The following is a 16,445-nucleotide window of genomic DNA, read 5'->3' on the forward strand; positions in this document are numbered from 1 at the left end:
CGCGCCGCCCATGGTGGGCCTTGCGTCTCTATCTAAATTCGGCTCGCGTTCCGATATCTTCGGTGCCGGATCTAAGTCTTGCGCGATGGTTCGCGGCAAGGCCCAGGCGACATCAAAACCGGGGTGCGAATGAGGCCGGGAACATACTCTGATTCCGCAGCCATGCAAGCCCTATTCCCCAATGCCGCTCAGAGCAATGGGTGACCTGCATTTAGTCTTCTTTTTCAGGGTCGTTTTCACCCTTCTCCAGCTTATCGCGGAGTGCGGCGAGGCCCGCAAGGGGCTTGGCGTCCTGATCGGTCATCGGTTGCACGCCGGGGGCGGCGAAAAGTGCCTCCCCCAATTCGACGCCCTCGGCACGGGGATAATCAGGCAAAGCAAGGGCCAAAGCCTCGATTAACAGGTCTTCAAGGACGACTCTTTGCGGCAAAGGTTCGACCGTGTCGTCTTCGGGGATCTCGAAATCTTCCTCGGTGGGCACCGGCATATCGGCGACGTAATTGCGCACCACTTCAGTGTCGATGCGGGTGGTGACCGGTGCCAGCGTGACGACGCATTCCTGCACGGCGGTCGCGCCCAGGGTGGCTTTCAGGTGCCAGTCGTTTTTGCCAACGGGCGTTGCGGTGCCTGTCAGGCGCACTTTCCGCAGTCCAAGAAGGGACAGATCGTCCGCGATGCGCTTGCGCGCGTCGGCGTCGGGTTCCAACGTAAATGTGGTGTCGCTGGCGCGGCCCAACCGCGCGAGGGCCAGAACTTCGGACATGATAAGGGCCTCCGGCTTCAAATTCCTTGGGGCGGGGACAGAAGGTGAGGGGGCTTTGCTTGCCCCAAGCGCGCCCCTGCGTTAAGCCGATATTCAGCTTCGTGTGCGTTCGCAAGTCGTGTACGGTGTCTCCGTCCAGTTTGCCGTGTGCATTCCGGGCCCAACGAGAGCCCCCGATGGGGCCACAGAGCATGTTCAGGCAGGACCATTCGTGATGCGTCAGTCTTTCTTCTCCGCCTTCGGCCCCGCGATCAGACGCGCTGGCTTCGGCTTGGCCCTTGCAGGCGGTTTGGCCGCGTGTTCGGCCACGTTTACCAACCACGGCTATGTGCCGCCGCCCGACGTGCTGTCGGAAATCGGCATTGGCACCTCCCGTGAGCAGGTGGCCGAAATCGCTGGTTCCCCCGGCACCGGCGGCGTGATGCGCGATGAGGCGTGGTTCTACACCCAATACCGTGTGCGCAATTACACCTATAACGCCCCCGAAGTGATCGAGCGTGACATCGTGGCGATTTCCTTTAGCGATGCAGGCCGGGTCACGAATATTGAGCGCTTCGGGCTGGAAGATGGCCAGTTGGTGCAGCTGTCGCGCCGCGTGACCGAAAGCTCGGTGCGCGATATCTCGTTCCTGCGGTCGATCTTGTCGAACTTCGGCAGAATCAATCTGGGCGACATCGGCGGTTAACCCCCTTGCGCTGCGGCGCGGGTCTGCACATCATCGTGGAAACGAGCGCCGCATGACGGCGGTTCGCGGGCGCGCCTTTGGCAGTCTCTCGTGATGTTGGGTTCAGGAGCGAGCCGATGCAGACACTTCGCAACGGGCGCTATGTCGCGCGTATGGCCGACGGTGACGCCGATTATGCCGCCGCGCGGGCATTGCGCGAGCGGGCGTTCCGGGCCGATACTGTTGATCCGTTTGATGCCACCTGCGCCCATATGCTGGTCGAAGATCTTCGCGACGGGGCAGTGGTGTGTTGCTTCCGGCTTCTGCATCTGGACAGCGGCGCCGAGATCGAGCGCAGCTATTCGGCCCAATTCTACGAGCTCTCCGCCTTGGCCAATTTCACCGGCCCGATGGTGGAGATGGGCCGGTTTTGCATCGACCCCGATCGTCTTGATCCCGACATCCTGCGCGTCGCCTGGGGGGCTATGACCGCCTATGTCGATGCCCAGGGGGTGGAGATGTTGTTTGGCTGTTCCTCTTTCCACGGCACACAGGCGCGGGATTATTACGATGCCTTTGCCCTATTGCGTGACAGGCACTTGGCCCCAAAGCGGTGGCTGCCCCGGGTGAAAGCGCCCTCGGTCTTCAAGTTTGCCTCTCGGTTGCGGCGCAAGCCGGACCTTCGCGCGGCGCAAGCCGCCATGCCACCGCTTCTGCGCACCTATCTTCTGATGGGGGGGTGGGTCAGCGACCATGCGGTGATTGATCGGCATATGGATACGCTTCATGTGTTCACGGGGCTGGAGATTAGCGCGGTGCCGCCAGCGCGCGCGCGTTTGCTGCGCAAGTTGGCGGGGTAGGGCGCGGGGTGCTGGCCGCCTAGCGTGCCATGAGGGCGGGCGTGGGCAGGGCGCGGGGTTTGCGCCTTGTCCAAGCGGTATCGAGCCAGGTGCCGCCTAGTTCGCGCAACTCGGCCCCCGTGCCGCGTTTGAAGTGCGCCAAGCCGGGGGCCAGGCTTTTGTCAGCCGCGCCCAGATCAATTTGTTCCGTCCCCATGGCCTGCAATTCGACCATTGCCCGCCACATCAGCGCGGGGCCTGCGGACATCTTTCGCCCATCGGCGTTGCTCCACCCAATTTGATAGGTAGCAGCAGAGCAATGGCGCAAAAACAGCATGGCGGCGACGCGGCGGCCCATGTGGTAGGCCGTAAACACCTGCGCCGCGCCGGGTTTGCACGCGGCCATTGCGGCGACCATTTCCGGCGCGAGGGGTTGATACCACTTGCGCAGGGATTGCACCGCCTCTGCCTTGAACAGCCAAAAGTTCTTGTCCGGCGGCATGGGGCGGCGGCGGATGACGAGGCCTTGAGATTGCCCATGGCGCAACCTGTTTCGCCACTTCTGGTTCAGCCGCGCTGCCATCACGTCGGCCGAGGGATCAAGCGGCAGGTTAGCAATCACCCGTGGGGCAAAAATGCGGTGGAACCCGGCGGCAGAAAGCGCGCGGGCGTCCTGGGCGGTTTCGGCATTCACAACCAGGTGCTTGGCCTTCACCCGGTCGCGCAACTTTACCGCTTCGGCCTGAGTAATTTGCAAATTTGCCCGCGATAACAGGGCGATATCCCCCACAAGCCGCAGCCGTCGCCGCAGGATCAGCGCCCGGCAATTGCCCAGTTCAGCCATCTCCGCGTCGCTGCCCAACAGCCGCGTGGCCGCGAGCCAAATCGGGCTCTGCTGCAAGGGGACAAATTCACCCCTGATCGGGGGCGAGGCGAAAGGCGAGATCTCTGGTTGTGCGTCGAACATAGGGAGAACATTTGCGATGATTCCCTAAACTATTGGTTAACGCCGCCCAATTTCCCGCCCCGCATCATTTCAGATGGGCCTTAGCCCTCCAAGACCACCAACGCGTGGCGCTTTTTGCCCGCGCTCAGCTTGATCGGTTCCGCCAAATCGCTGGCCGCGATCATCAGGCCCGCGTCGGTAACGGCGGCGTCATTCATCCGCGCGCCGCCTTCGGCGATCAGGCGTTTGGCGTCCTTGCCGGATTTCGCAAGGCCCGAGCGGGTGATAAGCTGTGCGATGGAAATACCGTCGCCCAGATCAGCTGCGCTCAGCGTCAGCGTTGGCAGATCGTCGCCCGTGCCGCCCTTCTCAAACACCTCCTTAGAGGTCGCCTCAGCGGCCTGCGCGGCCTCGGCACCATGCAGCAGGGTCGTGACTTCATTGGCGAGGATCACCTTCGCGGCGTTAATCTCGGCCCCTTCAAGGGCGCCCAGACGGTCGCATTCAGCCACCGGCAATTCGGTGTAGAGCTTCAGGAAACGGCCCACATCAGCATCGGTCGTGTTGCGCCAGAATTGCCAGAACTCGTAGGGGCTCAACATGTCACCGTTCAGCCAGATCGCGCCGCCTTGGGACTTGCCCATCTTGCGCCCGTCTGACGTCGTCAAAAGCGGCGTCGTCAGGCCGAAAATCTCTTTGTCGATGACCCGGCGCGTCAGGTCGATACCGTTAACGATATTGCCCCATTGGTCGCTGCCGCCCATCTGCAACAGGCAGTCATGGCGACGGCTAAGCTCAAGAAAATCATAGGCTTGCAGGATCATGTAGTTGAATTCGAGGAAGCTGAGCGATTGCTCCCGATCCAGCCGCGACTTCACCGATTCAAAGCTGAGCATCCGGTTGACGCTGAAGTGCCGCCCGATGTCGCGCAGGAAGTCGAGGTAGTTCAGCTCGTCCAGCCATTCCGCGTTGTTGAGCATCATCGCTTTGCCATCGCCGTAATCAAGGTAGCGGGCGAACACGCGGCCCATGCCCTCGATATTGGCGTCGATCTGTTCTGGCCCTAGCAAAGGGCGCTCATCGGCGCGGAAGCTGGGGTCGCCTACTTTCGTGGTGCCGCCGCCCATCAAGGTCAGCGGGCGGTTGCCCGTCTTCTGCCACCAGCGCAGCAGCATCACGTTAAGCAAATGCCCCACATGCAGCGATTTTGCCGTGGCATCATAGCCGATATAGGCGGTCAGCGGCCCTTCCAATAGCGCTTCGTCAAGGCTCTGCAAATCGGTGCAATCGGCGAGAAAGCCGCGCTCGATAATGGTGTGCAGGAAATCGGATTTGGGCTGGTAGGTCATGGTGGGATAGGTCCAGAGTAAACGCATGGCCGGGATGCGGCGCGGATGAGGTCTAGCGGGAATGATGGGTAAGGAAAAGAGGGCCGGGCATCATGGTGCCCAATACACGCCTGTTTGGGCAGCGGGGGCGATGTCGGGCACGTCTTTTGACGGAGTAGATGTGGCGATTCTGCGCACCGATGGCATCGAGATAACCGATATCGGAGAAGCCCGGTCTGCGGCCTATTCTGACGCCGACCGCGCCGTATTGCGCGCGGCCATGGGCGCATGGCCCGGCGAAGCGCGGGCTGACGCGGCGGCGCGGGTGACCGAGGCTGCTCATATCGCCGCCATGGTGGATTTTCCGCCGGTTGAGATGTTGGGCTTTCACGGCCAAACCCTTGCCCATGATCCTGAGGGCGGGCGCACCCATCAGGTGGGCGATGGGGCCCGTCTTGCCACGGCCCTTGGGGTCGAGGTGATCTGGGGTTTTCGCAGCGCAGACATGGGCATGGGCGGGCAGGGCGCGCCGCTTGCGCCCTTCTATCATTGGGCCTGCGCCCGCTGGATCGGGGCCAAGGGGCCGGTGGCGTTTCTCAATTTGGGCGGCGTGGGCAACATCACTTGGGTTGATCCCACCGTCGCCGCGCCCGAGATGCCGGGGGCCTGCGTGGCATTTGATACCGGACCCGCAAATGCGCCGATTGATGACCTGATGGCGCTGCGCGGCCTTGGCAGCTTTGACGCCGGTGGCGCGTTGGCCGCGCAGGGGCAGATCGATATGAACGTGCTGGAAACGGCTCTGCAAAACCCTTGGTTCGATGTCGCTCCGCCCAAGTCTTTGGACCGCGATGCCTTTGCGCAGGTGGGGGCCGCGGTGGCGCATCTGAGCGACAAGGATGCGGTGGCGACGCTAACAGCCGTATCAGCCGGGGCTGTGGCGCGCGGGATGCCGCATCTGCCCACGCGTCCGAAACAGGTGCTGGTCACTGGCGGCGGCCGATTGAACCAGACGCTTATGGCGATGCTGGCCGAGGCCATCGGCACAGAGGTTCTTTCGGTTGAAGACGTGGGGCTGGACGGTGACGCGCTAGAGGCGCAGGCCTTCGCCTATCTCGCGGTGCGCGTGGCGCGGGGCTTGCCGACCTCTGCCCCTTCAACCACTGGCGTCGCTGCGCCCGTGGGGGGCGGACGGCGCTCGCGTCCCGGTGGGGCCGCCTTGGCCTAGCGGCGCGGCGCAGAGGAAACTTCGGCTGAGAGGGAGAGGGGCAGATGCAGCAACACAGTAGTGCCCGCCGCGCTTGTCTTGATCCGCATCGCGCCGCCCGATTGTTCGGCAAATCCCATGGTCATAGATAGGCCCAGACCCGACCCTTTACCCACTGATTTCGTCGTGAAAAATGGCTCGACAGCGCGTCGGGAAACTTCGGGGGTCATGCCAGGGCCATTGTCTGCGACCCGAAAGCAAACATGTGCGTTCTGCGGGCTTTCTGCGGGCCGGGTGCCCGCGGCGTCGGCAGGGCCGTCCTTTAGTGCTACGGCAAGGGTGATTTTGCCGTGCCCCTCCATCGCATCGCTGGCGTTCAGGATCAGGTTCAACAGCGCCGCATGCAACCTTGTGGCATCGGCCAACACGAACACCTGTTTTTCAGGTAATTGATGCTCTAACGTGATACTGGCGGGTAAGACGCGTCCGGCCAAGGTGCACAGGCCTTTCACGAGCGCTTGCGCGTCGTGGGGGTGAGCCTCTAGAGGGGCGCGGCGGGCGAAGGCCAATAGTTGCGCCACCAGCCCCGAGGCGCGCGCGGTTGCGGCGCTGGCATCGGCGACGAGGGCGTTCTTTTCCTCTTCATCCGTCACCTCATAATACAGTTCCAGACTGCCCTGCACGACGGAGAGGATATTGTTGAAATCATGGGCGACCCCGCCGGACAGGCGGCCAATCGCCTCCATCTTCTGGGCCTCAAGATTGCGCCGCAATGCAAGGCGCAGTTCTTTCCGGTCCTTTCGCGTCGCGGCGACGGCCATGGTGTAATAAAGGCCCAACACGATGCACATGGCGGCGATCAGGCCGTGTTCGAGCGGGGTCGCGCCGATGGGCATGAATGCATAGGCTGCTGTCACCACCAAGCCCCAGATCAAGGTCACCTCAAAGGCAACCACGTAGCCGGGCGGCTCGGATCGAAACAGGGTGAACACCGCAAAAGCGATGACCGCCAAGGCGGCGCAGAAGGACAGGAAAGGGTGGCCACCAATCATCAGGTAGACCGGCATCGCCAGATAGAGGCACGACAGGAAACCAAAGTTGGCGATACACAGGAACCGGTTCCGGGCGCTGCCATCGGTTCTGGGGCGCAGAAGGACGAAGTGAGACCAAAGCCCCAGTAGATAGATCGCCGACCAGATCGGCCCTATGAGGGCACCTTCATAGGCCCAAAACAACAACCCGGCGAGGGCAATGCAGACACAGCGAATCCATACCTCAGTACGGGAGCCGAACTGAGACTGCCAAAGTAGATCTAAGTCCGTGACCGATGAACAATGGTCAATCTCAGGCTGGAAAATTGTCGCCTGCTTCATGAAGGATCACCTATCCAAGGGTGGGGCAAAAAAACCATACCCTTGGATGGTGACACCTGTCAGCATCTGTTTTTAGTCAGGTTTTCTCCTGACTTAGATGATTATCCGCGCAGGATTGTACGGCCCGCAAACACGGCGGTTTCTTCCAGCTGTTCCTCAATACGGATCAGTTGATTGTATTTCGCCAGCCGGTCAGACCGTGCCAAAGAACCGGTTTTGATCTGCCCGCAGTTCGTTGCCACGGCGAGGTCTGCGATGGTTGCGTCCTCGGTCTCGCCCGAGCGGTGCGACATGACCGAGGTGAAGCCCGCCCGCGTCGCCATGTTCACGGCGGCCAGTGTTTCGGTCAACGTGCCGATCTGGTTCACCTTCACCAGCAACGAGTTCGCCGCCTTGCGGTCGATCCCGTCGCTCAGGCGGGCAGGGTTGGTCACGAAAAGATCGTCGCCGACCAGTTGCACCTTGTCGCCAAGGGCTTCGGTCAGGGCGATCCAACCGTCCCAGTCATCCTCGCCCATGCCGTCTTCGATGGAGAAGATCGGATAATCAGCAACCAGCGCCGCCAGATACTTCACGTTTTCTTCGCTGCTGAGGGATTTGCCTTCGCCAGACAGCTCATATTTGCCATCGCGGTAGTATTCCGTCGCCGCACAATCGAGCGCCAGAACCATGTCGTCGCCAGGCTTGTAGCCAGCCTTCTCGATGGATTTCAGGACGAAGTCCAAAGCGTCACGGGTGCTGGAAAGGTTGGGGGCAAAGCCGCCCTCATCACCGATACCCGTGGATAGACCTGCGGCGGACAGCTCTCCCTTCAAGGTGTGGAACACTTCCGAACCCATGCGCACGGCTTCCGCGATGGATGTGGCCGACACGGGCATAATCATGAATTCTTGGATGTCGATGGGGTTATCGGCATGCTCGCCGCCGTTGATGATGTTCATCATCGGCACCGGTAGAACATGGGCCATGGTGCCACCCACGTAGCGATACAACGGCTGCGCGGTGAAGTCAGCGGCGGCCTTCGCGGTGGCCAGCGATACGCCAAGGATCGCGTTGGCGCCCAAACGACCCTTGTTGTCGGTGCCGTCCAGCTCACACATTGTTTGGTCGATGGCGACTTGCTCGGTCGCGTCAAAGCCTACCAGCGTGTCGGCGATCTCTCCGTTCACGGCCTCAACGGCGGCCAGAACGCCCTTGCCTTTGTAACGGCTCTTGTCGCCGTCGCGTTTCTCTACGGCTTCATAAGCGCCAGTGGACGCGCCCGAGGGCACCGCGGCGCGGCCCATGGTGCCGTCTTCCAAGGTTACATCAACCTCCACCGTCGGGTTGCCCCGGCTGTCGAGGATCTCGCGGGCATGGATGTCGATAATAACGCTCATGGGTCTCTCCTAAGTGACGTTACGGGCGCTATAGCAGAGGTTTGTGTCAGGGCGAAGCGCTCTGTTAGCGGTAACATGCCGCATTCAAGCCGCCACAAGCCTTTCGCGCCAAAGGGTGTAGAGGCCGGTCGCAATCACAATAGCCGCCCCGATCAGTGTCCACATATCCGGGCGCTCGTGGAAGACGAAGAAGGCAAGGATCAGGGCAAAGACCAGCCGCGTGTAGCGAAACGGCGTAACGGTGGGGATATCGCCGATCCGCATGGCGGCAGTCACGGCGTAATAGGCCACCAGCGCGAAGATCAGCGCCCCCGTTAGCTGCAACGTCAACAGCCCATCGGGCAGGGCGGCGCCCCCGGTCACCGACAACAAAATCACGCCCGAAAGGCCGGCCGCCACAAATCCCCAGGCTGCCAATAACAGGGTCGAGACATCCCTTGGGATCGCCCGCGTGGTCAGGTCGCGCCCAGTCAATCCAATCGCGGCCCCCAAGGCCCATAGGCTGTTGGCGTCAAACCCGGCCACACCGGGGCGCACGATAATCAATACGCCGATCAAACCGATCAGGATTGCCACCCACCGCCGCCAGCCGACATTGGCGCCCAAGAACACCGCCGCGCCAAGGGTCACCAACAATGGATTAGCCTGAATGATGGCCGACAATAATGACAACTCGATGGAGGCTAGGGCGATGATGAAACACATCGTCCCCACGACTTCGGACACCAAACGAAACACGAAAGGCTTAGTAAACAGGCTCCAATCGAAGAACTTGTCCCCCTTCAACACGGCCCAAACTCCAAAGATCACCGCGCCGCCAAAGCCGAAGACAGCAATGACTTGGCCTACAGGTAACGCGCCCAGGGTCAGCTTGATGAAAGTATCCGCCAAGGCGAATCCCAACATCGCTAAAGTCATCCAGCCCATACCTTTGAGGTTGTCCATGCCCGCTCCCTTTTGCCTGCCCCCGGCCATACGCCGTCCCCCGCCCGGATGACAGCGCAAACGCGCCCCCTTCACCTTGGCAAATACAACTCAATCCCAACGCCGCCACGGGCGCCGCCGTCGCCCATGGAGCACAAGCCGCCGCAACGCCGAAGACGGGACCCGGCCCGGATGAGGTGCCGGCCCCCTAATGGTTAACGAAAATCACAAAGGTAAAAAAAAACAAGGGCATACCCGGGTTCTCACGCTTAAGAACCCCAACTCATCCCATTCAGCCTTTCTTGATCGGAACCCCGTAAAGTTCCAACCGATGCCCCTTGAGCCGATACCCCAGCTTTTGTGCAATCCGTTCCTGCAACGCCTCAATCTCGGGGTCCAGAAACTCAATCACTTCGCCCGAGTTCATGTCGATCAGGTGGTCATGATGATCCCGCTCCGCATCTTCATAACGCGCGCGCCCATCGCCGAATTCCAACTTGTCGAGGATACCTGCCTCCTCAAACAGTTTCACCGTCCGATACACCGTCGCGATCGAGATCTTGGGGTCCACTGCCACCGCACGCCCATAGAGCTCCTCCACATCCGGGTGATCGTCCGAGCGTTGCAACACACGCGCAATCACGCGGCGCTGCTCGGTCATACGCAGGCCTTTGGCGGCGCAACGATCCTCGATGGTGTCAGTCATGGCAGGTCCTCGCGCGGAAACACGTGTCACGGATTGGGGCATTTCTGGGCGGGGTCTAGGGGATTTGCCCGTGCGGATAAAGCCCGCACGGGCAGATTGGCGCCTACTTTCGGTACGGCCGTCCCGTTCCATCGCCCATCCCAGCGTTGCCTTGCATGCCCTTGGTGCCGCGCACCGGTCCTCCGGCGCTGCTTGGTGCCTGAATGGGTTGCGAATAGGCCCGGTCAATGTCCTGCTTTTGCCACGGACCGTCGGGCTGCTGACCGTAACCGCCCGACATGCGCCGCTGAACATGGCCTCTGGCCTTTTCCTCCAACCCCAAGGCCGCCGCGAGGTCCTCTGCAAACTCGCGCTCTCTGGGGCTATCGACATCAATGGCCGACATGGCCGCCGCGAAGATCTGCGCCTTCAAGCCCGGATGATCCGGCACATCTCGGGCAAAATCCCGCACGTCGATCCTTGCGTTCAACTCTTCTTCTACAAAGCGCCGTTCCTGCGCGCTCAGATCGCCCAGACGGTCCGTCAGCATCGCGCGTTCTTCCCCGTCAATGCGACCGTCGGATTTGGCCGCCATTATCATCGCCCGGATCATCAGCGCCGCCATGGCCTCTTCATCGTCGGTGGGGGCGTCTTCCGGCTCTCCACCGCTGGCCAGAGACTGGTTCAACCGCCGTCCAAAGCCCGCGGCTCCGCCTCGGTTGCCGCCCCCGAGCAGCCCGCCCAAAGCGCCGCCCGCGGCCCCGCCACCAAGCATGCCGCCCAATCCGCCCAAGGCGCCAGAGCCGCCGAATTCTTCCAACAATTCGCCAAGCCCGCCGCCGCTTGCAGCACCACCTCCGCCCAATAATGCGCCAAGTCCGCCGCCGCTGTTATCGTGCCCCCTTAGGCTATCGAGCAGACCACCCTGATCGCGCGCTTCCTCGCGGCGGCTGCCTCGGTTTGCCAGGCTGCGCGCGCCCCTTGCGGCCGCTACACCAACGGCAACCGTCGCTAAAGTTCTCAATAGGCTCATATCGAATTCCTTTGCTAAAATACGCCTGCCACCATGGCAGAGCAGCCCCAAACGGCAAAGCCTGAACTGCGCCACCCACATCGGAAGCCAGAAAAAGCCCCCGTCCTTTCTTGACACTCTCCTCGCCCCCCGGCACTGCCGTGTAGGTTGCAAGGGGGCGTATTTCATGGACCGTAAACCGCAGATTGACGCCTTTGGCGCGATTTCCCTCACCGGCTTTGCGCTGCTGCTCGCGTTCAATCAGGTGATGATCAAACAGGTGAACGAGGGGCTCCAGCCGGTGTTCTTCGCGGGCCTTCGCTCCTTAGGGGGGGCCTTGGTCATCTTCGCTTGGATGAAATATCGTGGGCTCTCCGTGGCGATCAAACCCGGCACGATACCTGCGGGCCTGCTCATTGGCGTGGTCTTCGCGGTAGAGTTCATCTGCCTGTTCTGGGCACTTGACCTCACCAGCGTCACCCGCACGTCGGTAATCTTCTATACGATGCCCATGTGGCTCGCGCTCGGCGCGCACTTTCTAATCCCCGGCGAGCGCCTTACGCCGATGAAATCCACTGGCCTCTTCATCGCCTTTGTGGGCGTGGTCATCGCCCTGACCCTACGCGGCGAAACGGGGGGAGAGGCCTCCTTGCTTGGCGACTTCCTTGCGCTGCTCGGGGCCATCACCTGGGCCGCGATTGCCCTTTGCGCCCGGGCCACCTCCCTCAAAGAGGTCCGCCCAGAAATGCAATTGCTCTGGCAACTCTCCATCTCCGCCCCCGTGCTTCTGCTGGCTGCCGTGTTCTTCGGCCCGTTCCTGCGTGAACCGGAACTGATCCACTGGATCGGTCTCGGGGCGCAAATCCTCATTATTGTCTCTGCGGGCTTCCTGTTCTGGCTCTGGCTGCTGACCATCTATCCGGCCGGCTCGGTCGCGGCGTTCTCTTTCCTGTCCCCGGTCTTCGGTGTGGCGCTTGGCTGGCTCCTGCTGGATGAGCCTGTGGGCTTGGGCTTGATGGCAGCACTTGTTCTGGTCTGCTTGGGCCTGATCCTCATCAACCGCCCCCCGCGCCGGCGCTAGGCTCTCCTCACTTCGCCCCTTCATCTTTTCAAAAATATCGCGGGGAGTTTGAGGGGCTGGCCCCTCAACACCGCCTCCCTTACCCCCGCGCTCAGGTTCCGCAAAAAGTGCGCAACACGGCCTCTGAGGGCGCAGGAGCGGCCTGCAAATCTACAATCCCCGCGCGATCCGTGAACGGATCCGCCAATGCGCCCTGCAACCGCTGGAACGGTCCAAAGTCTCCGGCCACAGCGGCACCAATCGCCTCCTCCACCCGGTGATTGCGCGGGATCAACGCGGGGTTCACTGCCTGCATCCGCGTAATTCGTTCGGCCTCTGACACGCCATCCTGCGCCAGCCGGGCCTTCCAGTTTTCCAACCACGCCCCGAAAGGGGCGGGGGCAGCCCATGCCTCGGCGGCTCGTTCAGGCTCCGGGCCGGACAAGGCGCGGAACGTTTGGGTGAAATCGGCCCCGCCTTGCTCCATCCGTTGCAGCAGATCGAAGGCCAAGGCGGCATCGTCATCGCCTTGGCCCCTTAACCCCAGCTTCCCCCGCAACACGTTGTGCCATGCAGCATCGAACCGGGCGGCGAAGCCGTTGACGGCCTCGGTGAACGTCTCGATTGCGCCGTCTCTGTCAGGCATCAGGGGCAGCAACGCCGTGGCCAATTGTGCCAGGTTCCACGCCGCGATTTGCGGCTGTTGTGCGTAGGCGTAGCGGCCGAACTGGTCGATCGAGGAAAAGACCTTTCCCGCCTCATAGGTATCCATGAAGGCGCAAGGGCCGTAATCGATGGTTTCGCCCGATAGCGTCATGTTGTCGGTGTTCATCACCCCGTGAATAAAGCCTACGCCCATCCAACTCGCGACCAATTCGGCTTGGGCCTGCAACACGGCGTTCAGCAGCCCAAGGGGGCCTTCCGCATCGGGATAGTGGCGGGCGATGGTGTGATCCAGCAGCGCTTGCAGCGCCTCTGTGTCCTGGCGGGCGGCAAAATACTGGAACGTTCCCACCCGGATATGAGAGGCCGCCACGCGGGTCAGCACCCCGCCGGGCATCGGGCCTTCGCGCACTACCGTTTCGCCGGTTGTCACCGCGGCCAAGGCGCGGGTGGTGGGGATGCCAAGGGCGGCCATCGCCTCGGACACGATGTATTCCCGGATCACCGGGCCAAGCCACGCGCGCCCATCGCCGCGTCGCGAATAGGGGGTGGGGCCAGCCCCCTTTAGCTGCACATCAAACCGCGCCCCACTGGGGGCCAAGACCTCTCCCAACAGCACCGCGCGCCCGTCGCCCAATTGCGGGGACCAACCGCCAAATTGGTGCCCCGCATAGACTTGTGCCAAGGGCTCTGCGCCCTTCGGCACCACGTTCCCGGCAAAGACCTGTGCGAGGTCGGCGTCAGAGCCATCAAGGTCTATGCCAAGACGGTCCGCCAGAGGGCGGTTCAGGGCAATCAGCCCCGGATCAGCGACCGGGGTAGGGGCTTGACGGGTAAAGAAGCGATCCGGCAGGGCGGCATAGGAATTGTCGAAGGGAAAGGCGGTCATGGCGGCGGGCTTTCATGGTGAGACACCCCATGTAAGGGCTTTGGGGCTCGGGTCCAATGGGCGCGACGGTCCTACCGCTTTGTCGGTGCGTCCCTTACAAACGGCCGATCCGCTCTATCAGCAAATCAAAGAAGCCATCGGCGTCGATATCCCCCATGAACATCGCGTTTTTCTTTCGGTCTGTGACGCCCCACCAATCGGCGACGGTCATGCCTCGGGTCAGGGGGGATTGGACCTCGATCTCGACGTTGACGAGCCGCCCCGAGAACAGCTCGGGCCGGATCAGATAGGCGATCACGCAGGGATCATGGAGCGGCGCACCGGCGCTGCCGTATTTCTCCTTGTCGAACCTCTCAAAGAAGTCCGTCCATTCCGCAACCATGGTGCCGGGCTTGGTCTTCATGTCCCGGAACGCCCGCACGCGCGGGGCGGTGGTCAGCGCCTTATGGGTCACGTCCAGCGGCATCACGGTGATCGGACGACCGGAGGCAAAGACAACTTGCGCCGCTTCGGGGTCCACATAGATGTTGAATTCGGCGGCGGGGGTGATGTTGCCCACCTCAAAATACGCGCCGCCCATCAGTACGATTTCCTGCACCTTTTCAACGATATCGGGGGCACGTTCAAAGGCCGTGGCAATGTTCGTCAGCGGACCCAAGGGGCAAAGCGTGACGCTGCCCGACGGTTCTGCCCGCAGGGTGTCGATGATGAAGTCCACCCCGTGCCGATCGCGCAGCGCCATGGTTGGATCGGGCATCACAGGCCCGTCGAGGCCGGTTTTCCCGTGGACATGTTCCGCCGTCACAAGGGGCTGTTTCATCGGGCGATCACAACCGGCAAACACCGGCACATCCGGGCGGCCCGCCAATTCGCACACGATCCTTGTGTTCTTGGCGGTCAATTCCAGCGGTACGTTGCCTGCCACGGCGGTAAGGCCCAGAACCTCAACCTCCGGAGAGGCCAGCGCCAACAAGATGGCGACTGCGTCGTCTTGGCCGGGGTCAGTGTCGATGATGATTTTACGTGCCATGGGGCCTCCTGAGGTCGTGGGCATAAAAGTGCAGCGGGGCGGGGGATGCAAGGTGGCGCAGCGGCGATAACGCCTCGGTTTACGCGAGGGCGAATATGCGCCCGAATGTCGTGTCTGACTTGACGGGCGGGCCGATGCGGCGCATCTCCCTTCCCATGCGTATTTTGCTTTATATCATCGCGGCCCTTGTGGCCCTGATCCTTGCGGCTGCGGTTTTCGTTCGCCTCGCTCCCATCGACGTGGCCCGTTGGCATGTGGACCCTGAAACGGTAACGCCGCCCACGACGCCGAACTACTCTTTGATCGCGGGTGGCGGGGCCACGTCGATTGACGCGCCCGCATTGGCCGTTGCCGGACGCCTGCAAGAGATCGCCGAGGCCGAAGGCGCAAGGGTTCTGGCCGGGTCGTTGGGCGAAGGCTTTGTCACCTATGTCGTGCGCTCGCGGGTCATGGGATACCCCGATTTCATCTCCATTCGGTTGGTGCCGGAAGGGGACACGACGCGGATGCACATCTTCTCTCGGTCGCGCTACGGGTATAGCGACCTTGGGGTGAACACGGTGCGCGTCCACCGCTGGCTGACGGCGGCCCGTGGCGAATTGGGTGACGCATAATGGTGGCCAGTAGCCTTCCGCGCGACCGTTTGCGCCAAATCACGGATCGGTTCGAGTTTCTTGAGGCTCAGTTGAATGGTGGGCCGGACGCCTCGGAAATTGCGAAGATCAGCCGGGAATATGCCGAGCTGAAGCCCGTTGTGACCGAGATTGCCGCCTACGAGCAGCTTTTGGCGGATCTGGAAGAAGCCCAAGCGATGTTGGAAGACCCCGACATGAAGCCGCTGGCGCTGGAGGAACTGCCGCGCCTGGAGGCCGCGCTCCCCGAAGCCGAGCAAAGCCTGCAACTGGCGCTTTTGCCCAAGGATGCCGCCGACGCGCGCCCCGCGATGATCGAGATCCGCCCCGGCACCGGCGGCGACGAAGCGGCGCTTTTCGCCGGTGATCTGCTGCGCATGTATACGCGCTATGCCGAGGCGCGGGGCTGGCGGATTGAGCTGGTTGATTTGCAGGAAAGCGATCTGGGCGGGATCAAGGAATGCACGGCGCGGGTGGAAGGCGAAAACGTCTTTGCGCGCCTGAAGTTCGAATCCGGCGTGCACCGGGTGCAACGGGTGCCGGAAACAGAATCTGGCGGGCGTATCCATACCTCTGCCGCTACTGTCGCCGTTCTGCCCGAGGCCGAGGACGTGGATATCGACATCCCCGCCACGGATATCCGCATCGACACGATGCGTGCCAGCGGGGCAGGCGGGCAGCATGTGAACACCACCGATTCCGCCGTGCGCATTACCCATGTGCCGTCGGGGATCGTAGTGGTCAGCTCCGAGAAGTCGCAGCATCGCAACCGTGAAATCGCGATGCAAACCCTGCGCACGCGGCTCTATGATCTGGAACGCCAGAAGGCCGATGATGCCATGGCCGCGGACCGCAAGGCGCAGATTGGCTCGGGCGACCGATCTGAACGGATCAGGACCTATAATTTCCCCCAAGGGCGGATGACCGACCACCGGATTAACCTGACGCTTTATAAGCTGGACGCGGTGATGCAGGGCGATCTGGACGAGATCGTGGATGCCCTGACGGCCGAGGATCAGGCGATGAAACTGGCCGAGATGAACGGGTGAGT

At 62.1% G+C, this 16,445-nt stretch carries 16 protein-coding genes; 6 read left to right on the forward strand and 10 right to left on the reverse strand.

The window, feature by feature from the left end; genetic code table 11:
• Nucleotides 1–211: 211 nt before the first annotated feature.
• Nucleotides 212–763, reverse strand: a complete 552-nt coding sequence (locus tag K3728_07775; GenBank protein UWQ97106.1) for a DUF177 domain-containing protein — start codon at nucleotides 761–763, stop codon at nucleotides 212–214.
• Between the two features lie 211 nt (nucleotides 764–974).
• Between K3728_07775 and K3728_07780 the strand changes: the two genes are divergently transcribed.
• Both K3728_07780 and K3728_07785 read left to right on the forward strand, forming a co-directional pair.
• Entirely contained in the window at nucleotides 975–1,448 is a 474-nt protein-coding gene (locus K3728_07780) for an outer membrane protein assembly factor BamE (GenBank protein UWQ97107.1), read from the forward strand.
• Nucleotides 1,449–1,564: 116 nt separating this feature from the next.
• Nucleotides 1,565–2,287: a GNAT family N-acetyltransferase gene (locus K3728_07785; protein UWQ97108.1), complete on the forward strand. Its 723-nt coding sequence runs from the start codon at nucleotides 1,565–1,567 to the stop codon at nucleotides 2,285–2,287.
• A gap of 19 nt (nucleotides 2,288–2,306) precedes the next feature.
• Here the strand turns inward: K3728_07785 and K3728_07790 are convergent, their stop codons facing one another.
• Both K3728_07790 and tyrS read right to left on the reverse strand, forming a co-directional pair.
• Nucleotides 2,307–3,233, reverse strand: a complete 927-nt coding sequence (locus K3728_07790; protein ID UWQ97109.1) for a GNAT family N-acetyltransferase — start codon at nucleotides 3,231–3,233, stop codon at nucleotides 2,307–2,309.
• An 80-nt stretch (nucleotides 3,234–3,313) separates the two neighbouring features.
• The gene (gene tyrS / locus K3728_07795) at nucleotides 3,314–4,561 is read right to left on the reverse strand and encodes a tyrosine--tRNA ligase (GenBank protein ID UWQ97483.1); all 1,248 of its coding nucleotides are present in this window, start codon (nucleotides 4,559–4,561) and stop codon (nucleotides 3,314–3,316) included.
• 61 nt (nucleotides 4,562–4,622) lie between these two features.
• On the opposite strand from tyrS, the gene K3728_07800 reads away from it, so the two are divergent.
• Complete coding sequence (locus K3728_07800; GenBank protein ID UWQ97110.1) at nucleotides 4,623–5,768, forward strand: anhydro-N-acetylmuramic acid kinase; 1,146 nt, start codon at nucleotides 4,623–4,625, stop codon at nucleotides 5,766–5,768.
• On the opposite strand, the gene K3728_07805 is transcribed toward K3728_07800, so the two are convergent.
• The 5 genes from K3728_07805 to K3728_07825 form a co-directional block, all read right to left on the reverse strand.
• Nucleotides 5,765–7,120: a hypothetical protein gene (locus K3728_07805; GenBank protein ID UWQ97111.1), complete on the reverse strand. Its 1,356-nt coding sequence runs from the start codon at nucleotides 7,118–7,120 to the stop codon at nucleotides 5,765–5,767. The genes K3728_07800 and K3728_07805 overlap by 4 nt on opposite strands.
• Nucleotides 7,121–7,221: 101 nt before the next feature.
• Entirely contained in the window at nucleotides 7,222–8,499 is a 1,278-nt protein-coding gene (gene eno, locus K3728_07810; protein UWQ97112.1) for a phosphopyruvate hydratase, read from the reverse strand.
• 84 nt (nucleotides 8,500–8,583) lie between these two features.
• Entirely contained in the window at nucleotides 8,584–9,444 is an 861-nt protein-coding gene (locus tag K3728_07815; GenBank protein ID UWQ97113.1) for a DMT family transporter, read from the reverse strand.
• Nucleotides 9,445–9,715: 271 nt separating this feature from the next.
• The gene (locus K3728_07820) at nucleotides 9,716–10,129 is read right to left on the reverse strand and encodes a transcriptional repressor (protein ID UWQ97114.1); all 414 of its coding nucleotides are present in this window, start codon (nucleotides 10,127–10,129) and stop codon (nucleotides 9,716–9,718) included.
• A 103-nt stretch (nucleotides 10,130–10,232) separates the two neighbouring features.
• Nucleotides 10,233–11,141: a tellurite resistance TerB family protein gene (locus K3728_07825; GenBank protein ID UWQ97115.1), complete on the reverse strand. Its 909-nt coding sequence runs from the start codon at nucleotides 11,139–11,141 to the stop codon at nucleotides 10,233–10,235.
• Nucleotides 11,142–11,307: 166 nt separating this feature from the next.
• On the opposite strand from K3728_07825, the gene K3728_07830 reads away from it, so the two are divergent.
• Nucleotides 11,308–12,201, forward strand: coding sequence for a DMT family transporter (locus K3728_07830; protein ID UWQ97116.1), 894 nt, complete (start codon nucleotides 11,308–11,310; stop codon nucleotides 12,199–12,201).
• 91 nt (nucleotides 12,202–12,292) lie between these two features.
• On the opposite strand, the gene K3728_07835 is transcribed toward K3728_07830, so the two are convergent.
• Nucleotides 12,293–13,732 (reverse strand): YdiU family protein, encoded by a 1,440-nt coding sequence (locus K3728_07835; GenBank protein UWQ97117.1) that lies wholly within the window; start codon nucleotides 13,730–13,732, stop codon nucleotides 12,293–12,295.
• 94 nt (nucleotides 13,733–13,826) lie between these two features.
• Nucleotides 13,827–14,762: a nucleoside hydrolase gene (locus K3728_07840; GenBank protein UWQ97118.1), complete on the reverse strand. Its 936-nt coding sequence runs from the start codon at nucleotides 14,760–14,762 to the stop codon at nucleotides 13,827–13,829.
• A gap of 155 nt (nucleotides 14,763–14,917) precedes the next feature.
• Between K3728_07840 and K3728_07845 the strand changes: the two genes are divergently transcribed.
• Both K3728_07845 and prfA read left to right on the forward strand, forming a co-directional pair.
• Entirely contained in the window at nucleotides 14,918–15,376 is a 459-nt protein-coding gene (locus K3728_07845; GenBank protein ID UWQ97119.1) for a DUF1499 domain-containing protein, read from the forward strand.
• A complete protein-coding gene (gene prfA, locus K3728_07850) occupies nucleotides 15,376–16,443 on the forward strand; it encodes a peptide chain release factor 1 (protein UWQ97120.1) in 1,068 nt (355 codons plus the stop codon). Before K3728_07845 ends, prfA begins: the two co-directional genes overlap by 1 nt.
• The last annotated feature ends 2 nt before the right edge of the window (nucleotides 16,444–16,445 follow it).

Source organism: Rhodobacteraceae bacterium M385 (assembly GCA_025141835.1).
Taxonomy (GTDB): domain Bacteria; phylum Pseudomonadota; class Alphaproteobacteria; order Rhodobacterales; family Rhodobacteraceae; genus Gymnodinialimonas.

Coding starts and splice junctions, on each gene's coding strand:
- K3728_07790 (UWQ97109.1), bottom strand. CDS start 3,233: ATGTTCGACGCACAACCAGAGATCTCGCCTTTCGCCTCGCCCCCGATC.
- K3728_07815 (UWQ97113.1), bottom strand. CDS start 9,444: ATGGACAACCTCAAAGGTATGGGCTGGATGACTTTAGCGATGTTGGGA.
- K3728_07805 (UWQ97111.1), bottom strand. CDS start 7,120: ATGAAGCAGGCGACAATTTTCCAGCCTGAGATTGACCATTGTTCATCG.
- K3728_07845 (UWQ97119.1), top strand. CDS start 14,918: ATGCGTATTTTGCTTTATATCATCGCGGCCCTTGTGGCCCTGATCCTT.
- K3728_07820 (UWQ97114.1), bottom strand. CDS start 10,129: ATGACTGACACCATCGAGGATCGTTGCGCCGCCAAAGGCCTGCGTATG.
- K3728_07800 (UWQ97110.1), top strand. CDS start 4,623: ATGATGGGTAAGGAAAAGAGGGCCGGGCATCATGGTGCCCAATACACG.
- K3728_07775 (UWQ97106.1), bottom strand. CDS start 763: ATGTCCGAAGTTCTGGCCCTCGCGCGGTTGGGCCGCGCCAGCGACACC.
- K3728_07785 (UWQ97108.1), top strand. CDS start 1,565: ATGCAGACACTTCGCAACGGGCGCTATGTCGCGCGTATGGCCGACGGT.
- K3728_07830 (UWQ97116.1), top strand. CDS start 11,308: ATGGACCGTAAACCGCAGATTGACGCCTTTGGCGCGATTTCCCTCACC.
- K3728_07840 (UWQ97118.1), bottom strand. CDS start 14,762: ATGGCACGTAAAATCATCATCGACACTGACCCCGGCCAAGACGACGCA.
- eno (UWQ97112.1), bottom strand. CDS start 8,499: ATGAGCGTTATTATCGACATCCATGCCCGCGAGATCCTCGACAGCCGG.
- K3728_07825 (UWQ97115.1), bottom strand. CDS start 11,141: ATGAGCCTATTGAGAACTTTAGCGACGGTTGCCGTTGGTGTAGCGGCC.
- K3728_07835 (UWQ97117.1), bottom strand. CDS start 13,732: ATGACCGCCTTTCCCTTCGACAATTCCTATGCCGCCCTGCCGGATCGC.
- prfA (UWQ97120.1), top strand. CDS start 15,376: ATGGTGGCCAGTAGCCTTCCGCGCGACCGTTTGCGCCAAATCACGGAT.
- tyrS (UWQ97483.1), bottom strand. CDS start 4,561: ATGACCTACCAGCCCAAATCCGATTTCCTGCACACCATTATCGAGCGC.